We start from the raw sequence: 22,069 nt of genomic DNA, 5'->3' as shown, positions 1-22,069 counted from the left end.
AAATAAGCTACTCTTTTTAGACAAAAGCTGCAATCGTTCTCAGTGTGCAATTTATCTAAGTAAACGAGTTTTTTCTTTGATGATATTCGTTAACCACATTAATGCGGGGTCATTTTCTCTGTCTTTATGCCAAAAAAGAGTATAGGCCATTGCGGGAAACTCAAGAGGCAGAGGCAGTTCAACGAGATCAAGTTGTTTTGCAATGAGAGAAGTAAAGTGGCTGGGTGCTGTAAAGATAAAATCAGTATAAGTACATAAACTCGCAGCACTATTAAAGTCAGGAACGGTGATGGCGATATCTCGCTCTCGTCCAAGATCAGCAAGGCGATAATCAAGCAGCCATCGATCATTGCCATCGCAGCGAACCTGAACGTGACGCATGTCTAGATAGCTATCCAAACCCCATGGGGTAGTCAATACGGGGTGATCTTTACGTACCACACACATTTGAACGTCTTGATAGATTTCTAGCTCGGCAATGTCGCTAGGCGGTAGCATCGTCAGCTTCGCATCATTAATGTCGATATCTTTACCGGTAATGCCAATATCCAACTCCCCCAATTGAAGTCGTTTAAATGTCTGATCGTCCCAAGAGTGTGTCGAGATATTGAGATTCGGCCCTTGTTGAAAAACAATAGGCATGAAGTGAGGTAAAATTAACGGATAGACACTTTCCACTGCAGCTATATGAAATCGATATTCACTGGTGTTCGGACAGAAATCGAGAGGTTGTGTGATGCTTTCGAGTTGATGGATGAGGTTTTCCAAGCGTGGCTTTAAGTGTTGGCTTTTTGCTGTCGGTCTTAATCCGTGTGAGGTTCGAACAAACAAAGGGTCCTCGAATTGCTCACGAAGCTTGGCGAGTGATTTACTGACCGCAGACTGACTGAGACACAATCTTTGTGCTGCCCGAGTGACGCTGCGCTCTTCAATTAAGATATTTAGGCAAACCAATAGGTTTAGATCTATACGGGCTAAGGCTTCAATCGACAATGTGATTTTCCATATAAGAATATTAGGTATGAGTATATACCATTAAGACGAATAACATGAATGCGATACACTCTCGCCAATTCAATAATATGGTCGGTATATACAGTGAATACGTCGCAACTCGATACGCCTAAAAGATTACAAATGGTACTACTTACAATGCTAGTGCTGTTTAGCCCATTGGGGATCGATATCTATCTTCCAGCATTTCCTCTTATGGCGGAAACGTTTCACGTGGAACCGACTCGAATTCAGGACACAATCACATGGTTTTTGTTTGCTATGGGAGTGGGGCAACTCTTTGCTGGCCCCTTAGCAGATAAACACGGGCGTCGAACAGTTGCATTAGTCGGTGTCAGTATCTACGGTTTGAGTGCTTGCTTGGCGTGGGCCGCACAAACCATTGAGTGGATGCTACTAGCAAGGCTACTACAAGGCTTGGGCGCATGTGCGACCGCAGTAGCTGCTTTTGCAACTGTTCGCGATCTGTTTGGGGCAGAAAAAAGTGGGAGAATGATCAGCTACCTAAACGGTGCGATCTGTTTTATTCCTGCTCTTGCCCCAATTTTTGGTAGCTGGCTAACACAGCAGTTTGGTTGGCGATCCAATTTCTCTTTCATGGCTATCTTTGCGTTAGTGGTTGGAGTAGCTCTCTTTTTATATCAAAAAGAGACAAACCCAAGAAAAGCCACAGAAGCGGTATTCAAACCGAGCCGATATGCTCAAGTGCTGAAAAACCCAATGTTCGTTTTTCATGCCTCACTTTGTATGCTCGCGATGGCAGTGATACTTGCTTATGTCACTTCTGCTCCTGGTGTGCTGATGGAAAGGTATGGCTTATCGATGGATGAGTTTACTTTTTGGTTTGGAGTGAATGCTGTCGTTAACATTATTGCGTGCATGACAGCGCCGAAGTGTATGGAAAAACTAGGCACGAGAATGACGATCGTCATTGGTGTTGTGATGCTCAACACTGCCGGTGTCATGATGCTAGCAATGCAAAGTCAGCAAACGCCATTTGCTTTCATGTTACCTATCTTTGTTTCATCCGCCGGCTTCGCGTGGGTACTAGGCGCAGCAGCGGGTAAAGCGTTAGCGCCGTTTGGTGATAAAGCCGGAACAGCTGCGGCTTTATTAGGACTATTTCAAATGAGCGGAGCTGGCCTCGTAGTCGGTATTATGCAGAGGTTATCACTTGAACCAGAAATGCTAATCACCTTACTTCTTTGGCTTACTGCACCAAGTTTAATCGTGCTATGTACCAAGGTAGGACATAAATGGCATGAGGTACGGTTGTCAGCTGAACAGAGTTAATATGATGTGTTATTCGTGTCAAAACAGGTGTATATTTAACCTCTTACGATTAATTCCTAATACGCACTGGATAACCAATAATAATGTCGATGACAACTTACGAGATGGCGCGAGTTCTAGAGCAGCTAGAAGAAGCACCAGAAAAAATCATGTTTGGTAAGATTCTTAACGAGATGGGAAACCAAAGTGGTGAGCGTATTCGTAGTGCGGCTAAGCAGGTTCCTATCGATGTACTAAAAGATATCGTTTTTCAATTCCAACAGGTTATAGAATCAAGAAAAGGCGAGCAGGTAGAGACCTTGGCAAAACAGCTTGCCGAGCAAGGCATTTCTGCTGAAGAATTAAAAGCGTATTTGGCTCGTTAACCGTGTTAGTCAGTCAATGCATCCATCGAAATGGCCTCACTCCGCAGTGAGGCCATTTTTAATTCTATAGCGTATTTGGAACGCCGAATAACAAGTCATTACGGATTCACATTGCGATTAATGGGGTTTTGTAGAGAAATCAGTGTCTCTGTCGACTGAACTTCATCAATGGCTTGTAGCTTATCGATCAGAACATACTGTAGCTCTTCAATGGATTTACACATAAGTTTGACAAAAATATTGTAAGCGCCAGTCGTGTAATAAGCTTCGACAACCTCTTCAAGCGCATTGAGCTTAGCAATCGCAGAATGGTAATCTCTTGCCGCATTCAAGTTTATTCCAATAAAGCAGCAAACGTCATAGCCGAGTTTCTTGGTGTTCACGATTACTTCTGTTCCTTGAATGATATCGGCAGACTTCATCTTTTCAATTCTAACGTGAATCGTAGCAGGGCTGACATCGAAGCTTTTCGCCATTTCTGCGTAAGGTTTACGAGCGTCTTCCATCAAAGTTTTAAGTATGGCCCGGTCTAGATCATCGAGCTTGGCTTGTTGCATTTAATCACCGCGATTGTGAGGAACAAAAAGAGAAACGCACTCAGTATATTTTATCAACAGCGATGTTACTATTATCAATTGAGGGCACTCTCTAATGACATACCGATGCTCGGTTTTCATCTTTCCGCGAGTCATGACTTCGTTTCATTATTTAGCTGGGTGGTCTGATATTGCCAGGACATCAAAATGCAGCTTGGAATCGATCTAAATTATGACTAATGCAATGGTCATAGAAACCCAAGAAAGCGCCGAGAAAAACAGGTAGACTTCTGCCGTTCAATTTTATGTATTCACTGACTGACATCTGGAGCCAACTTTGCAGTTACAACTGATTTGCGAAGACGCATCACAACAAGATAATTTAGATGGCTTAGCCAAGCGCTGGGGGCTGAAACACTATAGCTCGAGTATGTTTGCTTTGGTGCTAACCGATGAGCATTTAGAATTACGTAAATTAGACGAACCCAAACTGGGGGCTATTTTTGTCGATCTCGTTGGTGGTGCAGTTGGTCATCGTCGTAAGTTTGGTGGTGGAAAAGGACAAGCAATAGCCAAAGCAGCAGGGCTTAATAAAGGAGCGACACCTACGGTTCTTGATGCAACGGCGGGGTTAGGGCGCGATGCCTTTGTGTTAGCGTCTTTAGGCTGCCAGGTTCAAATGGTCGAACGTCACCCGGTTGTTGCCGCACTGCTTGATGACGGGCTCTCGAGAGCAAAACAAGACAGAGAAATTGGACATTGGGTAACGGAAAGAATGTCACTCATACACGCCTCTAGCCATGATGCTTTAACATCACTAATTGAAGACAAAAGCTTTGTTCAACCGGATATTGTTTATCTTGATCCTATGTATCCACATCCAGAGAACAAGAAAAAATCGGCACTTGTCAAAAAAGAGATGCGTGTTTTTCAGTCGCTAGTTGGGGCTGATAATGATGCCGATGATTTATTAACTCCCGCTTTGGCCCTTGCCACTAAGCGTGTGGTGGTCAAACGCCCTGACTATGCTCCATGGCTTGGCGATAGAAAACCCGCCATGGCGATAGAAACTAAGAAGAACCGCTTTGATGTTTATGTAAAGGCATCGATGAGTTAATACAGTCACTGACTAGAGAAATCAGCGACTAAAAATAACAAGCTTAAAAGCCGTTACGACACGTTACCCAATAAAAACGCTCACTAAATTAGTGAGCGTTTTGAGTTTCTGGCTTTTAGATAAGACTCTAGATACGGTGTCTAGCGAAAGTCTTCAAGAGAGTAATGACTCAGTATTTTCCCCAAACAACCATTATGGATCTAAGCCTGTTGTTCAACCCGCTTTTTTACCCATGTTTCATTGACCCACAGTGAGAGAAGAATAATTAGGCCACCAATAGATAAACTCACAAGGTCTACATCTCGATTCCAAATGACAATGTTTACTATAAGCCCAGCTGGAACAAGGAGGTTATTCATCACGGCGAGAGCGCCGGCATTCACAAGGCACGCCCCTTTATTCCATAGAAAGTAGCCCGCACCAGAAGCGATCACACCCAGATAAATCAACACACCCCACTGCAATGACGTGGTCGGTAATTTATCGATATTGCCCATCAGAGCAAATGCGATGGTCGCAACACACAGGGCACCAAAATAAAAGTAGCCAAAAATAGAATGGTGAGGAAGTTCTGTGGTTTCTTGTTCCATCACATACTTATAGCTGACCTGTCCTATGGCAAAGCAAAGGTTAGCCCCTTGCACCACAAAGAATCCAAGTAAGAAGTGGTCATTTACGCCGGAAAATTTAATGAAAGCTGCCCCAGATACCGCTATTGCAGCGGTGACTAAGTACCAGGGCGAAAAACGTTGTTTAAGCAGGTCATAAATCAGAGTCACATAGATGGGTGTGAAAACGGTGAACAACAGGACTTCAGGAACAGAAAGCAACAAGAACGATTGGTAATAGAAGCAGTACATGAGGCCAAGTTGTATGCCACCAATACACATCAGTTTCAATTTCAATGTATTAGCAACACCACGGAACTGGGTAAAAGGAATGAACACAAGGCTTGCTAAAGCAACGCGTATCCAGACCGAGAACCAAGAATCAACCTGACCGGCTAGATAAACACCGATCAAACTAAACGAAAATGCCCAAAGTAGGGTAACGGCAGAAAGATAAAACATAAATAAGATTCATTATCAAAAAGATAGCTGCAGTTTACCCTAATTGGTATTGGTTATAAATAGAACGCTCTACCTCGCTAATATCGATTAATCAGTCAAGGGTACAACCAGCATATCGACGGGAGAGCAATTGATAAGTTGGCGAGTCGATGAGAGTAACTTGCTCCAAAAATCTTGGTGGTGCCCGCACACGACTAAATCAAAGTGGTGTTCGTTGATGGTATCGCATAACTCATTGCTGAGATCTCCGCTGCCAACGAGTGTGCTATTGATCGGGTAATGAGCGTGATCGGCTAACTCTTTGAGTTTTGCCTTGGAAGTTTCTAAGGCTTGGTATTGAGTTTCAGCCAGGTTGATGTCGATAAGCCCTGTATATAACTCAGCATAGTTGACATCGATATGAATAAAAGAAAGCTTAGCGTTCAGAGGTTTGGCGAGCGCTGCGGCCTTATCAACCAGTAGTTTACTGTCTTCAGAAAGGTCGACTGCGACTAAGATATGTTGATAGCTCATTTGGATCTCTCCTATTTTATTGGGATAGGATTACTCTAGCATCAGTGAATAAGGATTATTGCTGTTGTGATCTCATATCCACATTGAGTAATGAACATGTTATTGTTTGATTAATAGATTTAGTCAATGCAGTTAGATAGTTGAAATAGGGGAAAAAAATGTTACCAAAAGCCATGGTCGAGCAATTGAATGAGCAAATAAACCTAGAATTTTTCTCATCCAACCTATACTTACAAATGAGTGCTTGGTGTGAAGACAAAGGATTTGAAGGTGCGGCTGAGTTTTTACGAGGTCATGCCGTTGAAGAAATGCAGCATATGCAGCGTCTTTTTACCTACGTAAGTGAGACGGGTGCAATGCCGATACTTGGTGTCATTGAAGCGCCACAACATGAATTTGAAAGTTTAGGAGCAGTGTTTCGTTTGACTTATGAACATGAGCAAATGATCACTGAAAAAATTAACAAACTTGCTCATGTGGCTTTCACTAATCAAGACTACTCAACGTTTAACTTCTTGCAGTGGTACGTTGCTGAACAGCACGAGGAAGAGAAGTTGTTTAAAGGGATATTAGATAAGCTAGAGTTAGTGGGTGAAGATGGTAAAGCACTGTTCTTTATTGACAAAGATCTAGCGTTACTAGCTAAAGAAGGTTCATCTTCTATTATGGATGCTGCTGCTGAGTAACATCAGCAAGAAGACAATTCACTGAGTCGTCTTTTCTTTTCAAGCATTGATAGAAGATGTAGGGAGGAGAAGATGATCAGTGGAGACACTATTTTATTAGCATTGCTATTAGTGACCGGGCTCAATATGGTTCGATACTTAACGGCGCTGCGTTCATTAATCTATATTATGCGAGAAGCTCATCCCTTGCTTTATCAGCAAGTCGATGGTGGCGGTTTTTTTACCACCCATGGCAATATGACCAAGCAAGTTCGCCTTTATAGCTACTTAAAAACCAAAGAGTATCATCATCATCATGACCCAGTGTTTACTGGCAAGTGTGACCGAGTAAGAGAACTCTTTATTCTTTCTTGTGGTTTATTGAGTGTGACGCTGCTGATCGCTTTTATGGTTTGATTCGTTATTGAATCAATCAAGACTTCAAATTGGCATTCCGTTTATTTGGAGTTAGAATACGATACCATCGTAAGGATGTGCTTTTGCACATCCTTTTTTATTTGTAGAGCCATTACAGAAGAGCAATAACATGAGTAACCAATTTGATGTCGTTATTATTGGCGCGGGCGCAGCGGGATTAATGTGTGCTGCTGAAGCGGGCAAGAGAGGACGAACGGTTCTATTGGTTGATCATGCAAAAAAGCCAGGTCGAAAAATTCTGATTTCGGGTGGTGGTCGCTGTAACTTTACCAACTATGATGTTTCCGCTAATAACTTCTTGTGTAAAAATCCACACTTCGTTAAGTCGGCGCTTTCCCAATATACCAACTGGGATTTCATTTCCTTGGTCAGCAAACATGGGATTGAGTTTGAAGAGCGTGAGCACGGGCAGCTGTTTTGTGTCGATTCCGCGAAACAAATTGTTCGCATGTTACTCGATGAGTGCCAACTCAATAGCATCACTCAGCGTTACCAAGCCAATATCACTCGTGTTGAACAAAATGAAACGGGCTTCACTCTTGATATCGACAGTGATGTGATTGAATGTCAGTCATTAGTGGTGGCAACTGGTGGGCTCTCAATGCCCAAATTAGGCGCAACCCCATACGGTTACAAGATTGCTGAACAGTTCGGTTTGCCTGTGATGCCGACTACTGCAGGCCTTGTTCCATTTACCCTACACAATAAAGACAAAGACGATTTGGCCGGCCTATCAGGTATTGCGCTTCCTACTGAGGTGACCACGCAAGACGGCACACTCTTTAAAGAGGCGTTGCTGTTTACTCATCGTGGGTTGTCTGGCCCATCGATATTGCAAGTGTCATCATTTTGGAAAGCAGGACAAAGCGTGTCGATTAACTTAGTCCCTAATGATGATGTTGGGCTGTTACTCACGGAATCCAGGGAGAAACACCCTAATCAAAGTTTGAAGAACACCTTGGCAAAAGTCCTTCCTAAACGGTTAGTTGAAGTGCTTATTGAGCGTAAAGAATTCATTGATAAGCCTTTAAAGCAGTTTACCCCTAAAGAACAGGAAGCGATTGTTTCCTTGCTTGAAAATTGGAAAGTTGCACCCAATGGCACTGAAGGCTATAGAACGGCTGAAGTGACTTTGGGTGGTGTCGATACCGATTACATATCATCGAAAACGATGGAGTGTAAGAGCGTTTCTGGGCTCTACTTTATTGGCGAAGTGATGGATGTTTCTGGTTGGCTCGGTGGCTATAATTTCCAATGGGCTTGGTCAAGTGGCTTTGTCGCAGGGCAATGGGTTTAGTGAATTTAACCACTTAGACTCCCCTGAGTTGTGTGAGAGTCACTTAGGCCGTCACTAAGGTAGCGGCCATGACTTCATCAATCCCATTTATTCTATCCGGCATTCACAATTCAGCTCATTAGCTCATTAGCTCATTAGCTCATCAATCCATCAGCCCATCAACAGGGCAGGTAAACAGCTCAACAAGATCCCTTTGGCTATCAGGCTCATTAGGATTGAGTGGTTTTCTAAGATGGAAACCTTGGCCTATGGTGCAACCGAGGGCCAAAAGCTGATCTTGCTGCTGCTGATTTTCAATGCCTTCTGCAATCACCTTGAGAGATAAGCTCTTCGCCATGGCAATGATGGCGCTAACAATGGCAACACTGTCTTCATCGTGCGGTATGTCATTAATAAATGATCGGTCGACCTTAATTTTGTCGATTGGTAATCCCTTCAGGTAAGAGAGCGATGAGTACCCGGTACCAAAGTCATCGAGAGAAACCTCAACGCCCAATGCTTTCAGTTGATTTAAGTCGTGAGTCGCGAGGGCAAGATCACGCATTAGGAACCCTTCAGTGATTTCTACTTCAAGGTGATGAGCTGGAAATTGAGTGCTTTCCAAAATAGCCTGAAGGGTGCTTGAAAAGTGAGGCTGTTGTAGCTGATTTGCGGACACATTTACCGCAATCTTTGAAAATTGGTAGCCGTTATCTAGCCATTGCTTACCTTGCTTACACGCGGTTTCTAGTACCCATGTTCCAAGCTCATTAATCAGCCCTGTTTTTTCCGCAATAGGAATAAATTGGTCAGGGGAAATAATACCTAAGGCGGGATTGTGCCAACGCAAGAGTGCTTCTAGGCCACTGATGCGGCCTGTGGTTAAATCAAACTGAGGCTGATAAACCAAATGAAACTCTTCATTCTTAATGGCTTGATGCAGTGCAGAGTGAAAGCGAACATGAGATTTGGATTGATCGGTTAACTCAGGCGAATAAAAAGCGTAGCCATTTCGACCATTTTTCTTAGCAAGGTACATCGCGGTATCGGCATTTTTTAGCAATGTATCTGTATCCGCACCATCTTGAGGGTATAAAGAGACCCCAATGCTGGTGGATAGGTGCAACGGTTGGCTGTCGTTAGGATAAAAAGGCGCACTAAATAGCCCCAGAGCACTGCTGATCATGCTAATTAAATAACCAGGATCATCAAGGTCATCAATCACGATCACAAACTCATCCCCGCCAATTCTTGCGATATGATTGGACCGTAAGGTTGACGATTTGAGCCGATCTGCCAGTTCAATGAGAACTTGATCGCCCGTGTGGTGGCCTAGGCTGTCATTGATGTGCTTAAAATGATCGATGTCGAGAAACAGTGTTGCGAAAGGTTGATCGGTTTTGATGTGCTCTGCTAACAGTTGGATAAGGTGGGTTCTATTAGGTAAATCGGTGAGCGGATCATAAAACGCCATTTTACGAAGCTTTTGTTCATGTGCTTTTCGGGTCGTAATGTCCTCAAAGACACATAAGTAATTGAGCGCTTGATTATTTTTGTCCAGAACAGCGGTGATGGTCGACTTTTGAGGGTATATCGTTCCGTCTTTACGCATGTTCGAGAGCTCACCTTTCCATTGCCCTGTGTTTTCTAAGCTTTGCCACATTTGTTTATAGAAAGCCGCATCCTGTAATCCCGATTTCAATAATCTTGGATTTCTTCCTCGAACTTCATCGGGGTGGTAGCCAGTAATGTCTGAAAATGCTTTGTTGACTTCAATGAGGTTACCGAGGTGATCGGTGACCATCATACCTTCATAGGAGTTATTAAATATTTTCGCGGTGACTTTCAGTTGATTCTCTACGGTCTTACGTCGAGTCACATTACGAGTCATACCCAGAACCCCAAGTAATTTCCCCTTGACGATCTTTAACCGGTGACTTTATGGTTTCTAACCAAATATTCTCGTTATTTTCATCGGTGCTCGAGCACTCTTCGACAATGTATTGACTGTCATTGTCGACAACATGCTGATCAGCGCGGACAAACTTATTGGCTATTTCCTCATCAAACAAAGCGTGATCTTTTGAGCCAATAATTGTTTCTGAAGCGTAACCCCAGGCGCGTTCAACTGCGCTATTACAAACCACATACTCACCGCGGTTGTTCTTTATCCAGACATGATCATCTAAACCGTCAATAAACTCTTGTAACGATGGTAGTTGCTTTCCATGTTGATATTGCAAGCTAGCTAAATCAAAACTGATTTTACCCGATACCATTGAGAGCCAAGAGGTGAAGGCGTCTGATGGAGTGGCGCTATTGGTTTTATTAGTACTCTCGGCTTTATTAAAACTTTCGGTTTTATTAGTGCTTTCGGCTTCGGTTGTACTGCTGGTTAAAGCGGAGACGATAAAGCCAAATAAAGAGCCGTTTGGATACCAGATCGGGGAGATCCAGTAGGGTTGTTGACCACTGACGTCGATTAGACTTTCTGTATCAGGGTAATGGACACTACGGTGCATTTCATCCAGTCGTTTAAGATGAAAATTGGCGTTCTCAGCCTGAGTCTTAAGTACGACGCTTGGTGTGCCATTATCATCCAAAAGCGCTCGCCATTCATGCTTTGCCGAGTATTGATATATCTGGTGTTTACTTTGAAATGCATGACTGAGTTGCTCGATAAGAGCTTGCCACTGCTTTAAATGTAATGAGGGTAAGGCAATGCGAAACATAATAATTCTCAAGTGTTTATCATTTTTCACGACTCAAATGGAATTAATTATTGTTGATATGAGCGTGAGTGTTCGACCTATTGTACCACTATTGATGAATATATAACCTGTGCTTATTTGATGTATGAACTTGGTTTTGGTCAAGGTTAGGCGATTTTAGACGGTAAACTTATCAGGGAAAGGCACGCTGGGTATCGGATTTTGACCTATATTAAATGAAGATAAATGTCGTTTAAGGAGTGACTTCATGAGTCAACACGCATTGATTTCTCGTATTAATGAACTTCCTCGTATTGAAAGTGTGCTGCAAGAATTGCTTGATATGGTCAACCGAGAAACCATTGATTTCGGAGAGTTATCCCGAAAGATGTCGATGGATCAAGTCCTCAGTGCTCGAGTGCTAAGGATGGCCAATTCAGCGCACTTTGGCGGTGTGAAAGGGGTATCGACCATTAATGATGCCATCGTCCGCGTGGGTGCTGGTGCCATTAGAACGCTTATCTCCTCTTCTATTCTCTCGTCCACTTTTCCTAAGTTAGAAACGTTGAATCTGAAAGATTATTGGGCAAACACCTTTGAAGTGTCGATTATTGCGAGCACGATTGCAAAAACTGTCAAATTGGATGCCAATGAAACCTTTACCACCGGGGTTCTACACAATATTGGTGAGTTGATGATCCACTCTCTTGTGCCTGAACAAGCCATCGAAATTACCGCTAGGGTTGAGGCGGGGGAAAATATCGTTAAAGTGCAGCAAGAAGTACTGGGTACCGATTCCCAGCAATTAGGCGCTGAGCTTGCAAAAGCGTGGCAGTTTCCATCAGAAATGATTGATGCCATCGCCAATGTAAATCAACCAGGAAAAGCCGTGGAGTCGAAGAAACTTGCGTGTGTCCTTTATCTTGCTCGCGATATTCACTTCAAGTGGGATTCCATGCTAGGGGCGGATGAAAAACAAACGTATCTTACTCACCATCCTGTGGCGAAAGCCTTATCAATCGATATCAGTATGATTGATAAGGTCGATGCCGTGCGTGGCCAAGGCAGTGAAATGGCGTATCAGATGTTTTAGTGAGAATCGAGTCCATGTCTAAAGGCACGGCTAGATCATGTCGGATGGATCAGACCTGAGGTGCCTTTTTCCATTTTACCTGTTGAATGACCAAACCAGTGATGATCAGGACAAGCCCGATCAGCGTTGCTGGGTGAATGTTCTCACCAATGATGGTGGCAAGCAGCATCAGAGAAATGAAAGGTGAAGCAAAAATCAGATTGCTGATTCGGGCGGTATTTTGCGTCAGCTTCAATGCGCTTAGCCAAAGCACAAACGTAATGCCCATTTCAAACAGCCCCACATAGGTTACTGCGAGCCAGCCTTGAGTTGTAATCGCATCCCAGCTTTCACCCTCATAAATGCTTAAGCCCGTTGCGAAAGGGATCGCGACGAGAAAACCAAGCAGCACACCAATAACCGGATCGGCTTTATTTTTGGCGTTGAGAATCCAGTATCCTGCCCAGAGAAGAGTAGAGAGTAGAGCTAATGAAACCCCCAGTGGGCTTTCAAAATTTAAGCCTAAGAGATCGCCTTTGGTGGCGATAACGATGACGCCAAGATAACTAAACCCACAAGCGATCCAATCTTTGCCACGAATTTTTTGGCCTAAGAACACGGCGGCCATTAAAGTAAGCGTGATGGCCCAACTGTAGTTGATCGCCTGGGCTTGTGAAGCCGGGAGAAGATCGTACGCTTTAAATAAGATCAGATAGTAAGCAAGCGGGTTAATCAGCCCAAGTAGTAAGTAATACCATGGGTTTGAGATAAACGTGGTTGAAAGTTGACCGAGCTTGCCTTGATAACCACAGATACCCACGAGCGCAATGGCTGAGACAACACTGGCAACGGTTAACATTTGGATCGGGGTAAACTCGGCCAAAGTGAGCTTAAAGGCCGTAGCGACCGTTGACCAGAGTAAAACAGCGGCTAGACCAAAACCCAGTGCGCGACGTTCGTTCATAGATTACTCAATGTGATGGTGAATGATTTATAGGGGCGTTCGATATAAATACTTTCAATGGTTTAGGTGCCTAGTCTAACGGGGGATTGGAATAGCAACAAACTGGACATTTATCCAGTATGGAAATACCATAAACTTCATCGTTAGAAATGAGTTAATGCCTTTTATGCAATGGATTCTTGAACATCAAACACTAGTCACCAGCTCAATCGCGAGCGCCGTTATGGCAGGGCTGGCCGCGGGTTGGTGGGTAAAACAAAAAATGCAATTGACGGCTCAGCGCCTAGAGCAGCAGCTTGTCTCAAACGAGCAGCTTCATCTTGCCCAGAAAGAGCAATTGACCAGCGCGTTAAGACAGGCGCAAAAAGAGCTGGATGAGCTTGATGTTGCCAGAGACCAGTCGGCTCATGAACTCAAACAGTCGCATGGAAAACTGATGGCGGTATTGGAAAAGCTGCGCCATTTCGACGCAGTCAAACAAGAGCGTCAGCAATTTTCCCAGCAGTTACTGGAAGTGCGTGAGGCTAAATCGCAGCTAGAAGCCCAGTTGCGAGAGCAAGAAGCTCGCCATGAACAGCAACATATTGCCAATGCAGAAAAGCTGCAAATCCTAGAGCAAGCAGAAGAGCGATTAAAGCAGCAGTTTGAGCATTTGGCCAATCAACTGTTTGAAGCTAAAACCGCTAAAGTTGACGAGCAAAACAAACAAAGTCTCCAAGGGCTACTTTCTCCATTGAAAGAGCAGCTGGAAGGGTTTAAAAAACAGGTTAATGACAGTTTTAGCCAAGAAGCAAAAGAGCGCCACACCCTAGTGCATGAACTAAAAAGCCTGCAACGACTCAACGAACAAATGACTCGAGAAGCCGTTAATCTGACTCAAGCATTAAAAGGTGATAACAAACAGCAAGGTAACTGGGGTGAGGTGGTCCTTGCGCGAGTACTGGCAGAATCAGGTTTGCGTGAAGGGCATGAGTATGAAACTCAAGTGAATTTGCAAAACGAAGCGGGCAAGCGTTTTCAGCCCGATGTGATTGTTCACTTACCCCATGAAAAACAGGTCGTGGTCGATTCAAAAATGGCCCTGGTGGCGTTTGAGCGATATTTCAATGCAGACAACGACCAAGACAAAGCGCAAGCGTTAAGTAACCACTTACTGGCCCTTCGCGCGCATATCAAAGGGCTCAGTCAAAAAGACTATCATCAGCTTAAAGGCATACAGAGCCTAGACTACGTATTGATGTTCATCCCCGTTGAGCCTGCGTTTCAAATCGCTATTCAAGCGGATCCTAATCTGGTGAAAGAAGCGATGGAGCAGAATATTATCATCGTCAGTCCAACGACTTTGCTGGTGGCGCTGCGCACCATTGATAACTTATGGCGAAACGATCGTCAGACTCAAAATTCGCAATTGATCGCAGAAAGAGCCAGTAAGCTTTACGACAAGTTACGTCTGTTTGTTGATGACATGGAAGGGTTAGGGGGCGCATTAGACAAAGCCAATCAGAGCTATCAAGGAGCAATGAACAAACTCGCAACGGGTCGAGGTAACGTGATTAGGCAAGCAGAAAGCTTTAAGTCACTCGGTGTTGAGGTTAAAAAACCAATCTCTAGTAACTTGGTGGAAGTCGCACAAAATGATTCCTTAGTAGAAAGACATCCGCTAGAGGATAAAGTAAACTAATCGGCCGCGGTGCTCGATTTAACAGCACTGTAGAAGAGGAATGACAATGACGGACATCAGCGTGCAATCAAATACAGCTTTAGAATCAAATAACTCATCACAAGACCCAGAAACAACGCATTTTGGCTTTGAAACCGTGGCAAAAGAAGAAAAAGTGGCAAAAGTCGCTGAAGTTTTTCACTCTGTTGCTGCGAAGTACGACATTATGAACGACCTAATGTCCGGTGGCGTTCATCGTTTGTGGAAACGCTTTACGATTGATTGCAGTGGTGTACGACCTGGTCAACGTATTCTTGATTTGGGTGGGGGTACCGGTGACCTAACGGCAAAATTTTCGCGAATTGTGGGCGACAAGGGCCACGTCATCTTAGCAGACATCAATAACTCGATGCTCAATGTTGGTCGTGATAAGTTGCGTGATAGTGGTATCGTTGGCAATGTTCATTATGTGCAAGCTAACGCTGAAGAACTGCCTTTTCCAGATGATTATTTTGATTGTATTACCATCAGCTTTTGCCTTCGTAACGTGACGGACAAAGATAAAGCGCTGCGTTCCATGTTTCGAGTATTAAAACCGGGTGGCCGTTTGTTGGTGTTAGAGTTTTCTAAGCCCGTTCTTGAGCCATTATCTAAGGTTTATGATGCCTATTCATTTCATCTATTGCCGAAGATGGGTGAGCTTATTGCGAACGATGCGGATAGCTATCGTTACCTTGCAGAATCGATACGAATGCACCCGGATCAAGAGACACTGCAAGGGATGATGGAAAGCGCAGGGTTTGAGAAAACCAATTACTACAATTTAACCGGTGGTATTGTTGCATTACACCGCGGCTATAAGTTTTAACTCTGACGGTTAAAGCGGACATTTTAAAGGACAGTTATGCCATTTGATCCCTTAGTCACCGCGGTGGTGGAAACCTCTCTCAATCGACTGATTCAAGATGATCCTGAGCTTGAAAGGCGTTTACTGCGCCTAAAAGGTCAGGTCATTCAAGTGCATCTAAAAGAGCTTGGTAAAACATTAACCTTTGTTTTTAGTCAACAGATTGATGTGTTGGCGGATTATGAAGGTGAGCCAGATTGCTATTTATCGTTAAATCTTTCGGTATTGCCTGAGCTACGTGAACAGACCAATATTACGGATCTTATTAAACAAGATAAGCTCAACTTACGCGGTGATGTGCAATTGGCTCAAAAGTTTGCGCAGCTGATGAAAGATTGTAAGCCTGACATCGAAGAATGGTTGTCGCGTATTACTGGCGATGTTGTGGCGCACAGTGTGGTGCAGGGCACTAAAAACCTCTCAAGTTTTATTCAGCAGAAAGCCACCAAGCAGCAGTCTCATTTTGCTCAAGTTCTGACTGAAGAATGGCGCGTGGCTCCACCGCCATTAGAAGTGGCGTATTTTTGTGATCAAGTGGATGTGTTGGCCTCTGAGGCGGCACGGGTTGAACAGCAGCTGAACCAGTTGTTGGAGAAAGCATGAAGCCAGCAGAATTAAAGCGTTTATACCGTATTATAAAAGTGCAATTAGAATATGGTCTTGATGAGTTATTGCCAGAGCATGACCTCACCAAAACGCCCTTACTGGCGAGAAAAGCACTGTTTTGGGTTAAGAATAAACACCCAGATAAAGAGTTAGGTGAACGTTTAAGATTGGCACTGCAAGAACTTGGCCCAGTATGGATAAAGTTTGGGCAAATGATGTCAACGCGACGCGATCTGTTTCCTCCGTTTATTGCGGATCAACTTGCGTTATTGCAAGACCAAGTTGCCCCCTTTGATGGTGCGCTGGCAAAGCAGCAAATGGAAGCGTCATTGGGTGGACCTATCGAAAATTGGTTTACAGATTTTGATATTACTCCACTGGCGTCCGCTTCTATTGCTCAAGTGCATACAGCAAAGTTGAAAGAATCAGGACGCGAAATCGTTTTGAAAGTGATTCGCCCAGATATTCATGCCGTGATTGAAGCGGATATCAAGCTCATGTATCGCATGGCTCGAATTGTTGCCAAGGCGCTACCTGATGCCCGTCGCCTAAAGCCGGTTGAAGTGGTCCGCGAGTATGAAAAAACCATCATCGATGAGTTGGACTTACGTCGAGAAGCCGCGAATGCGATTCAACTGCGACGTAACTTCGAAGGCAGCGAGGAGCTCTATGTTCCTGAAGTGATTCCGGAGTTTAGTAGCGAAGGTCTCATGGTCTCTGAGCGAATTTATGGCATCCAGGTGTCTGATATCGAAACACTAAAAGCCAATGGAACCAACATGAAGTTGTTGGCCGAACGTGGTGTGAGCGTCTTCTTTACTCAGGTTTTCCGAGACAGCTTCTTTCATGCCGATATGCACCCGGGTAACGTCTTTGTCCAGCATGCTCACCCTGAAAATCCACAATGGATAGGGTTAGATTGCGGTATCGTGGGGACACTTAATAGTGAAGACAAGCGATATCTTGCAGAAAATTTACTGGCATTTTTCCATCGAGACTATCGACGTGTGGCAGAATTGCATGTGGATTCAGGCTGGGTTCCACGTGAAACCAATATTGATGAATTTGAATTTGCGATTCGTATTGTATGTGAGCCTATTTTCGCCAAGCCGCTTGGTGAGATCTCTTTTGGTCATGTACTGTTAAACTTATTCAATACGGCACGTCGCTTCGATATGGAAGTGCAGCCTCAACTGGTCTTATTGCAAAAGACTTTGCTTTATATTGAAGGGCTTGGGCGTCAGCTTTATCCTCAATTGGATTTATGGGAAACAGCAAAACCGTTTCTTGAAAAGTGGATGATGCAGCAAGTTGGCCCACAGGCCGTAATTAATGCAGTCAAAGACCGCGCACCATTCTGGGCTGAGAAACTACCAGAATTACCAGAGCTGCTTTATGACAGCTTAAAGCAGGGCAAGAACATAAATCAAAAAATGGAAACCTTCTATCAAGGCTATCGTCAGAGTAAACGACAGCAAGCCACGGGGCGGTTTTTATTTGGTGTTGGTGCGACATTAATTGTATGCTCATCGATACTATTAAGCAGTGCGTACGAACAACTCTCTTTAGCGAGTGGCCTAGGTGGTTTCACCTTTTGGTTGCTAAGTTGGCGAGCTTACCGTCAATAGGCGGTAGACTCATAATAATTTTGTAGATAATGACCCGAGGTAAATAGAATGGGTGGAATTAGTATTTGGCAGCTTCTTATTATTGCTGTGATCGTTGTATTGCTATTTGGAACCAAGAAACTGCGTGGCATTGGTGGTGATTTAGGTGGCGCGGTGAAGGGCTTCAAAAAAGCCATGAGCGAAGATGAATCAGCAAAGAAAGACGCAGATTTTGAACAAAAAAACATTGAGCAGAACAAAGCCGAATCGGTCAATGCTGACGCTCAAGCTTCGGAAACGAAGAAAGACAAAGAGCAGGTTTAATCAGTGTTTGATATCGGTTTTTGGGAGCTGGTATTAATATCGGTCGTTGGTCTTGTCGTGCTTGGCCCTGAGCGTTTACCTCATGCTATTCGCAGTGTTACCAAGTTTATTGGTGCAGCGAAAAGCATGGCAAACAATGTGAAAGATGAGCTGAATCACGAATTGAAAATTCAAGAGTTACAAGACAACTTACGAAAGGCTGAAAAGATGGGAATGGAAGACCTGTCTCCTGAGCTCAAATCTTCAGTGGAAGAATTGAAGCAAGCCGCGCAAGATGTTCAACGACCATACGCCAACCATGCTGAGCCAGAGAATCCTGATTCAGCGACCGCTGAAACCGCAACGAAAGAGACTATTGCGGCGGAATCCGTGGCGGGTGTACAAGATACCACGGCAGATAAAAAAGCCGAATAGTTTCGCATTTGAGGAGCTGCTGATAGGCGGCTCTTTTTCGATCTTTTAATAACTCCACTGTTTTAGCATAGAGGTTCGACATGGCTTCTGTTGAGCAAACTCAACCTTTGATCAGTCATTTACTGGAACTACGAAACCGATTATTGAGAGCCATGCTCGCGATACTGGTTATTTTCTTAGGGCTGATCTATTTTTCCAATCATATCTACGAGTTTGTTTCTGCTCCTTTAGTAGATCGCCTTCCCGAAGGTGCAACCATGATTGCAACGGACGTCGCATCTCCGTTTTTTACGCCTCTAAAGCTCACGCTGATTGCGTCGGTCTTTATCGCCGTTCCGTTTATTTTGTATCAAGTATGGGCATTCGTGGCTCCGGGTTTGTACAAACATGAACGCCGCTTGGTGATGCCACTGCTGTTTTCAAGCTCCCTACTGTTCTATTGTGGTGTTGCTTTCGCTTACTTTGTGGTGTTCCCCTTAGTCTTTAGTTTCTTCACTGCGATATCATTGGGTGGTGTTGAATTTGCTACAGACATATCGAGTTATCTCGATTTTGTATTGGCGCTGTTCTTTGCGTTTGGTATCGCGTTTGAGGTGCCAGTTGCCATCATATTATTGTGCTGGACAGGAGCGACAACGCCTCAGTCATTATCGGAAAAGCGCCCGTATATTGTTGTGGGAGCATTCGTTGTTGGAATGATGCTGACCCCACCAGACCTCATTTCACAGACATTACTGGCAATACCAATGTGTCTATTGTTTGAAGTAGGGCTCTTCTTTGCCCGTTTCTATACAAAGAAAGATCGCGATGAGGAACAAAGCGATCAGGCTGAGTCTTAAACTGAAGTCGCTAAACTGGCTCTTGAACATTCAGGCCAGACCCTAAAAATGAGATCTAGATACTCGACATGCGGACGAGATACTAAGCATTCAACGAAGAAGGTTGGCTAATACGCCAACCTTTTTTATCGCTATCACCCAGACACCTCAGCAGGTGCTCCAGGGTTTTAATAAGACTCAGTCTAAATTGAATAGGCGCTTTGCATTGAAAGTGGTGAGCGTGTCTACTTCGCTTATAGTGAGTTCACGGAGAGTGGCCACTCTGTCTGCGATAAGAGATACGTAAGAAGGTTCATTTCGTTTACCGCGATGTGGCACCGGTGCTAGATAAGGACAGTCCGTTTCTAGAATCACGTAATCCATATCAAGGTGAGGTATGACTTTATCCATTCCTCCATTTTTAAAGGTTGAAACCCCACCCAAACCAAGGTGGAAGCCAAGATCGTTAATTGCTTTCGCCTCTTCTACTGAACCGCCAAAGCAATGGAATACGCCACGTAATGATCCATCCTGCTCTTTGCGAAGGAGCGCGAGTGTCTCTTCAATGGAATCGCGAGTGTGGATGACGACGGGCAGATCTTTCTCTTTTGCCCAGTTAAGCTGAGTAATAAACGCCATCTCTTGCTCTGCTTTATAGGTTTTGTCCCAGTAAAGGTCGATACCGATTTCACCAACCGCAATAAAATTGTGTTTATCAAACCAAGAGTGAACAGTCGCTAGAGTCTGTTTGACGTTAGCATCGACATAACAGGGGTGTAGTCCCATCATTGAGCGACAAACGCTTGGGTAAGCGGCTTCTGTTTTTAGCATCGGTTCAATTGAATCTAGATCGATGTTAGGTAAGAGAATGTGAGTAATACCCTGATGTAAGGCTCGTTTGACGACCTCATCTCGGTCACTATCAAACTCAGTGGCGTAAATATGGGCGTGGCTATCGATCATGGTTTTCTCTTCTGATTATGTCATTCTCTATTGTCCCCAGTATACGGCAGTGTGAGCCTTTGGTCATTTTTAGGAATTTTATTCATTGATGCTAGCGCCAGTCACAAGGAGTGATATGATTTTGCTTTGCGTTTTCATCAGACAAGGAGAATCGGGTGTCTGTATCTATCCAAGGTCAATTTCCTGGCCGCCGTATGCGCCGTATGCGTAAACATGAGTTTAGCCGTCGTTTAATGGCAGAAAACCAAGTATCTGTGAGTGATTTGATTTACCCAATGTTCATCCTGATGGGAAAAGACCGACGTGAGAGTGTTGAGTCAATGCCTGGGGTTGAACGTCTTTCTATCGACTTGATGCTGGAAGAAGCGCAGTACCTTGCGAACCTTGGTGTGCCTGCGATCGCGCTTTTTCCAGTGGTGAATCAAGATGCGAAAAGCTTATGTGCGACTGAAGCGTATAGTTCCGATGGCCTTGTACAGCGAGCTGTTCGCCTATTGAAAGAGCATATTCCACAGATTGGCGTCATAACGGATGTTGCGTTGGATCCGTTCACCACCCATGGTCAGGATGGCATCATTGATGAAGATGGCTATGTCCTGAATGATGAAACCACCGAAGTATTGATTAAGCAGGCTTTATCGCATGCCGAGTCTGGTGCTGATGTTATCGCCCCGTCAGATATGATGGATGGACGTATCGGTAAAATTCGCGAAGCGTTAGAAGCAGCAGGATATATACACACTCAGATAATGGCGTATTCGGCTAAGTATGCGTCGAGCTATTACGGGCCATTTAGAGACGCTGTGGGTTCTTCATCGAACCTAAAAGGTGGCAATAAAAAGAACTACCAGATGGATCCGGCAAACAGTGACGAAGCGTTGCAAGAAGTGGCGATGGACATTAATGAAGGTGCGGACATGGTGATGGTGAAACCTGGGATGCCTTACCTTGATGTGGTGCGTCGTGTTAAATCAGAACTGCAAGTCCCGACCTTTGCTTATCAGGTGTCAGGAGAATACGCGATGCACAAAGCGGCGATTCTAAATGGCTGGCTAAACGAGCGAGAAACGGTCTTAGAGTCATTGCTGTGCTTTAAACGAGCAGGCGCTGATGGCATTCTCACTTATTTCGCTAAAGACGTAGCGGAGTGGCTGGCGGCAGATAATGCAAAAGCTGCAGAGCACCTTATTCGAGAGTAATACTCGATTGAGTAACCGATTAGGCTAGCATTTGCTGGCCTTTTTTGTGAGCCAATAAAATTAAATGAGAATTTTTATCATTTAGCTCTTGATTATTAAATGAGAATCATTATTATTAACTTTGTCTTAGGGAATGAGAGAAAGTTCATAAGGACATGACGTTACCAGAATCAAATTTGCTGAAGGTGATGGCATTGAACTCGACGAACTTACACGCGTTCTTTTTGACACGACATTGCTCACATTGCTTCCAGTGTAATTTATAGCTTTCTGGTTAAGCTGCGCAGAATACTCTGATTCAGCTTAATCTTGTTTTGCTAGGCGACATCTTTTAGATGTCGCTTTTTTTTGATCAAATTTTAGTGAATAAAATCACATCAACTATCTTTTCCACAGGTGAGGATCGTTATTTGATCGTGGTGGTATTATTGGATCTAATAATAAAAATAATAATATCAGTACCTTAAATTTAATTTTTGTGTTTTATCTCATGGGTTGTTGAAGTCGGTAAATATTATATAAACAGACTTATCCACA

Annotated in this window: 23 protein-coding genes; 15 read left to right on the top strand and 8 right to left on the bottom strand. The window is 44.0% G+C overall.

Translation table 11 applies throughout. The features are described from left to right. Positions 1-51 precede the first annotated feature (51 nt). On the bottom strand, positions 52-993 hold the full coding sequence (locus QF117_RS21055; RefSeq protein WP_282388054.1) for a LysR substrate-binding domain-containing protein: 942 nt from the start codon (positions 991-993) through the stop codon (positions 52-54). A 144-nt stretch (positions 994-1,137) separates the two neighbouring features. Here QF117_RS21055 and QF117_RS21050 point away from each other — a divergent pair, with 144 nt between their 5' ends. Together QF117_RS21050 and QF117_RS21045 are read left to right on the top strand one after the other, a co-directional pair. Beyond that, positions 1,138-2,307 (top strand): multidrug effflux MFS transporter, encoded by a 1,170-nt coding sequence (locus QF117_RS21050; RefSeq protein ID WP_282388053.1) that lies wholly within the window; start codon positions 1,138-1,140, stop codon positions 2,305-2,307. A gap of 83 nt (positions 2,308-2,390) precedes the next feature. Beyond that, complete coding sequence (locus QF117_RS21045; RefSeq protein ID WP_282388052.1) at positions 2,391-2,672, top strand: hypothetical protein; 282 nt, start codon at positions 2,391-2,393, stop codon at positions 2,670-2,672. 98 nt (positions 2,673-2,770) lie between these two features. On the opposite strand, the gene asnC is transcribed toward QF117_RS21045, so the two are convergent. Continuing rightward, positions 2,771-3,229 carry a transcriptional regulator AsnC gene (gene asnC, locus QF117_RS21040; RefSeq protein ID WP_017034634.1) on the bottom strand — a complete coding sequence of 153 codons (459 nt, stop codon included), beginning with the start codon at positions 3,227-3,229 and terminating at the stop codon, positions 2,771-2,773. 316 nt (positions 3,230-3,545) lie between these two features. On the opposite strand from asnC, the gene QF117_RS21035 reads away from it, so the two are divergent. After that, positions 3,546-4,325 carry a class I SAM-dependent methyltransferase gene (locus QF117_RS21035; RefSeq protein WP_282388051.1) on the top strand — a complete coding sequence of 260 codons (780 nt, stop codon included), beginning with the start codon at positions 3,546-3,548 and terminating at the stop codon, positions 4,323-4,325. Positions 4,326-4,525: 200 nt separating this feature from the next. Here QF117_RS21035 and QF117_RS21030 read toward each other — a convergent pair whose 3' ends face one another. After that, complete coding sequence (locus tag QF117_RS21030; protein ID WP_282388050.1) at positions 4,526-5,395, bottom strand: carboxylate/amino acid/amine transporter; 870 nt, start codon at positions 5,393-5,395, stop codon at positions 4,526-4,528. Positions 5,396-5,482: 87 nt separating this feature from the next. Further along, a complete protein-coding gene (gene uspA, locus QF117_RS21025; RefSeq protein ID WP_282388049.1) occupies positions 5,483-5,908 on the bottom strand; it encodes a universal stress protein UspA in 426 nt (141 codons plus the stop codon). Positions 5,909-6,066: 158 nt separating this feature from the next. On the opposite strand from uspA, the gene ftnA reads away from it, so the two are divergent. From ftnA to QF117_RS21010, 3 genes are all read left to right on the top strand, one after another. Then, positions 6,067-6,594 carry a non-heme ferritin gene (gene ftnA / locus QF117_RS21020; RefSeq protein ID WP_282388048.1) on the top strand — a complete coding sequence of 176 codons (528 nt, stop codon included), beginning with the start codon at positions 6,067-6,069 and terminating at the stop codon, positions 6,592-6,594. A 72-nt stretch (positions 6,595-6,666) separates the two neighbouring features. Continuing rightward, the gene (gene uspB, locus QF117_RS21015) at positions 6,667-6,990 is read left to right on the top strand and encodes a universal stress protein UspB (protein WP_282388047.1); all 324 of its coding nucleotides are present in this window, start codon (positions 6,667-6,669) and stop codon (positions 6,988-6,990) included. Between the two features lie 130 nt (positions 6,991-7,120). Continuing rightward, the gene (locus QF117_RS21010; protein ID WP_282388046.1) at positions 7,121-8,308 is read left to right on the top strand and encodes an NAD(P)/FAD-dependent oxidoreductase; all 1,188 of its coding nucleotides are present in this window, start codon (positions 7,121-7,123) and stop codon (positions 8,306-8,308) included. Positions 8,309-8,450: 142 nt separating this feature from the next. Here QF117_RS21010 and QF117_RS21005 read toward each other — a convergent pair whose 3' ends face one another. Both QF117_RS21005 and QF117_RS21000 read right to left on the bottom strand, forming a co-directional pair. After that, on the bottom strand, positions 8,451-10,178 hold the full coding sequence (locus QF117_RS21005) for a bifunctional diguanylate cyclase/phosphodiesterase (RefSeq protein ID WP_282388045.1): 1,728 nt from the start codon (positions 10,176-10,178) through the stop codon (positions 8,451-8,453). Further along, positions 10,168-11,019, bottom strand: a complete 852-nt coding sequence (locus QF117_RS21000) for a PAS domain-containing protein (protein WP_282388044.1) — start codon at positions 11,017-11,019, stop codon at positions 10,168-10,170. The genes QF117_RS21005 and QF117_RS21000 overlap by 11 nt, the downstream gene beginning before the upstream one ends. Positions 11,020-11,266: 247 nt before the next feature. On the opposite strand from QF117_RS21000, the gene QF117_RS20995 reads away from it, so the two are divergent. Further along, positions 11,267-12,091 (top strand): HDOD domain-containing protein, encoded by an 825-nt coding sequence (locus tag QF117_RS20995; protein WP_282388043.1) that lies wholly within the window; start codon positions 11,267-11,269, stop codon positions 12,089-12,091. Between the two features lie 49 nt (positions 12,092-12,140). Here the strand turns inward: QF117_RS20995 and QF117_RS20990 are convergent, their stop codons facing one another. After that, on the bottom strand, positions 12,141-13,034 hold the full coding sequence (locus tag QF117_RS20990) for a DMT family transporter (protein ID WP_282388042.1): 894 nt from the start codon (positions 13,032-13,034) through the stop codon (positions 12,141-12,143). A gap of 166 nt (positions 13,035-13,200) precedes the next feature. Here QF117_RS20990 and rmuC point away from each other — a divergent pair, with 166 nt between their 5' ends. From rmuC to tatC, 7 genes are all read left to right on the top strand, one after another. Continuing rightward, complete coding sequence (gene rmuC, locus QF117_RS20985) at positions 13,201-14,715, top strand: DNA recombination protein RmuC (protein WP_282389536.1); 1,515 nt, start codon at positions 13,201-13,203, stop codon at positions 14,713-14,715. 46 nt (positions 14,716-14,761) lie between these two features. Continuing rightward, on the top strand, positions 14,762-15,562 hold the full coding sequence (ubiE, locus tag QF117_RS20980; protein WP_282388041.1) for a bifunctional demethylmenaquinone methyltransferase/2-methoxy-6-polyprenyl-1,4-benzoquinol methylase UbiE: 801 nt from the start codon (positions 14,762-14,764) through the stop codon (positions 15,560-15,562). Between the two features lie 36 nt (positions 15,563-15,598). Next, positions 15,599-16,204 (top strand): SCP2 domain-containing protein, encoded by a 606-nt coding sequence (locus QF117_RS20975; protein ID WP_282388040.1) that lies wholly within the window; start codon positions 15,599-15,601, stop codon positions 16,202-16,204. After that, positions 16,201-17,835 (top strand): ubiquinone biosynthesis regulatory protein kinase UbiB, encoded by a 1,635-nt coding sequence (gene ubiB, locus QF117_RS20970; RefSeq protein ID WP_282388039.1) that lies wholly within the window; start codon positions 16,201-16,203, stop codon positions 17,833-17,835. Before QF117_RS20975 ends, ubiB begins: the two co-directional genes overlap by 4 nt. Before the next feature lie 48 nt (positions 17,836-17,883). After that, positions 17,884-18,138, top strand: coding sequence for a Sec-independent protein translocase subunit TatA (gene tatA / locus QF117_RS20965; protein WP_017034620.1), 255 nt, complete (start codon positions 17,884-17,886; stop codon positions 18,136-18,138). A gap of 3 nt (positions 18,139-18,141) precedes the next feature. After that, positions 18,142-18,552 (top strand): Sec-independent protein translocase protein TatB, encoded by a 411-nt coding sequence (gene tatB / locus QF117_RS20960; RefSeq protein WP_282388038.1) that lies wholly within the window; start codon positions 18,142-18,144, stop codon positions 18,550-18,552. Between the two features lie 80 nt (positions 18,553-18,632). Continuing rightward, complete coding sequence (tatC, locus tag QF117_RS20955) at positions 18,633-19,391, top strand: twin-arginine translocase subunit TatC (RefSeq protein ID WP_017034618.1); 759 nt, start codon at positions 18,633-18,635, stop codon at positions 19,389-19,391. Positions 19,392-19,568: 177 nt separating this feature from the next. Here the strand turns inward: tatC and QF117_RS20950 are convergent, their stop codons facing one another. Further along, positions 19,569-20,333 (bottom strand): TatD family hydrolase, encoded by a 765-nt coding sequence (locus tag QF117_RS20950; protein WP_282388036.1) that lies wholly within the window; start codon positions 20,331-20,333, stop codon positions 19,569-19,571. A 155-nt stretch (positions 20,334-20,488) separates the two neighbouring features. Between QF117_RS20950 and hemB the strand changes: the two genes are divergently transcribed. Further along, a complete protein-coding gene (hemB, locus tag QF117_RS20945) occupies positions 20,489-21,532 on the top strand; it encodes a porphobilinogen synthase (protein WP_282388035.1) in 1,044 nt (347 codons plus the stop codon). Positions 21,533-22,069: the final 537 nt, after the last annotated feature.

Origin of the sequence: Vibrio sp. YMD68 (genome assembly GCF_029958905.1) — a bacterium.
Classification (GTDB): Bacteria; Pseudomonadota; Gammaproteobacteria; order Enterobacterales; family Vibrionaceae; genus Vibrio.
This window is presented reverse-complemented; position numbering and strand designations above follow the sequence as displayed.

Coding starts and splice junctions, on each gene's coding strand:
- QF117_RS20950 (WP_282388036.1), bottom strand. CDS start 20,333: ATGATCGATAGCCACGCCCATATTTACGCCACTGAGTTTGATAGTGAC.
- QF117_RS21030 (WP_282388050.1), bottom strand. CDS start 5,395: ATGTTTTATCTTTCTGCCGTTACCCTACTTTGGGCATTTTCGTTTAGT.
- QF117_RS21000 (WP_282388044.1), bottom strand. CDS start 11,019: ATGTTTCGCATTGCCTTACCCTCATTACATTTAAAGCAGTGGCAAGCT.
- QF117_RS20995 (WP_282388043.1), top strand. CDS start 11,267: ATGAGTCAACACGCATTGATTTCTCGTATTAATGAACTTCCTCGTATT.
- QF117_RS21045 (WP_282388052.1), top strand. CDS start 2,391: ATGTCGATGACAACTTACGAGATGGCGCGAGTTCTAGAGCAGCTAGAA.
- QF117_RS21005 (WP_282388045.1), bottom strand. CDS start 10,178: ATGACTCGTAATGTGACTCGACGTAAGACCGTAGAGAATCAACTGAAA.
- ubiB (WP_282388039.1), top strand. CDS start 16,201: ATGAAGCCAGCAGAATTAAAGCGTTTATACCGTATTATAAAAGTGCAA.
- QF117_RS20975 (WP_282388040.1), top strand. CDS start 15,599: ATGCCATTTGATCCCTTAGTCACCGCGGTGGTGGAAACCTCTCTCAAT.
- tatC (WP_017034618.1), top strand. CDS start 18,633: ATGGCTTCTGTTGAGCAAACTCAACCTTTGATCAGTCATTTACTGGAA.
- QF117_RS20990 (WP_282388042.1), bottom strand. CDS start 13,034: ATGAACGAACGTCGCGCACTGGGTTTTGGTCTAGCCGCTGTTTTACTC.
- ftnA (WP_282388048.1), top strand. CDS start 6,067: ATGTTACCAAAAGCCATGGTCGAGCAATTGAATGAGCAAATAAACCTA.
- QF117_RS21050 (WP_282388053.1), top strand. CDS start 1,138: ATGGTACTACTTACAATGCTAGTGCTGTTTAGCCCATTGGGGATCGAT.
- QF117_RS21010 (WP_282388046.1), top strand. CDS start 7,121: ATGAGTAACCAATTTGATGTCGTTATTATTGGCGCGGGCGCAGCGGGA.
- uspA (WP_282388049.1), bottom strand. CDS start 5,908: ATGAGCTATCAACATATCTTAGTCGCAGTCGACCTTTCTGAAGACAGT.
- tatA (WP_017034620.1), top strand. CDS start 17,884: ATGGGTGGAATTAGTATTTGGCAGCTTCTTATTATTGCTGTGATCGTT.
- asnC (WP_017034634.1), bottom strand. CDS start 3,229: ATGCAACAAGCCAAGCTCGATGATCTAGACCGGGCCATACTTAAAACT.
- uspB (WP_282388047.1), top strand. CDS start 6,667: ATGATCAGTGGAGACACTATTTTATTAGCATTGCTATTAGTGACCGGG.
- ubiE (WP_282388041.1), top strand. CDS start 14,762: ATGACGGACATCAGCGTGCAATCAAATACAGCTTTAGAATCAAATAAC.
- rmuC (WP_282389536.1), top strand. CDS start 13,201: ATGCAATGGATTCTTGAACATCAAACACTAGTCACCAGCTCAATCGCG.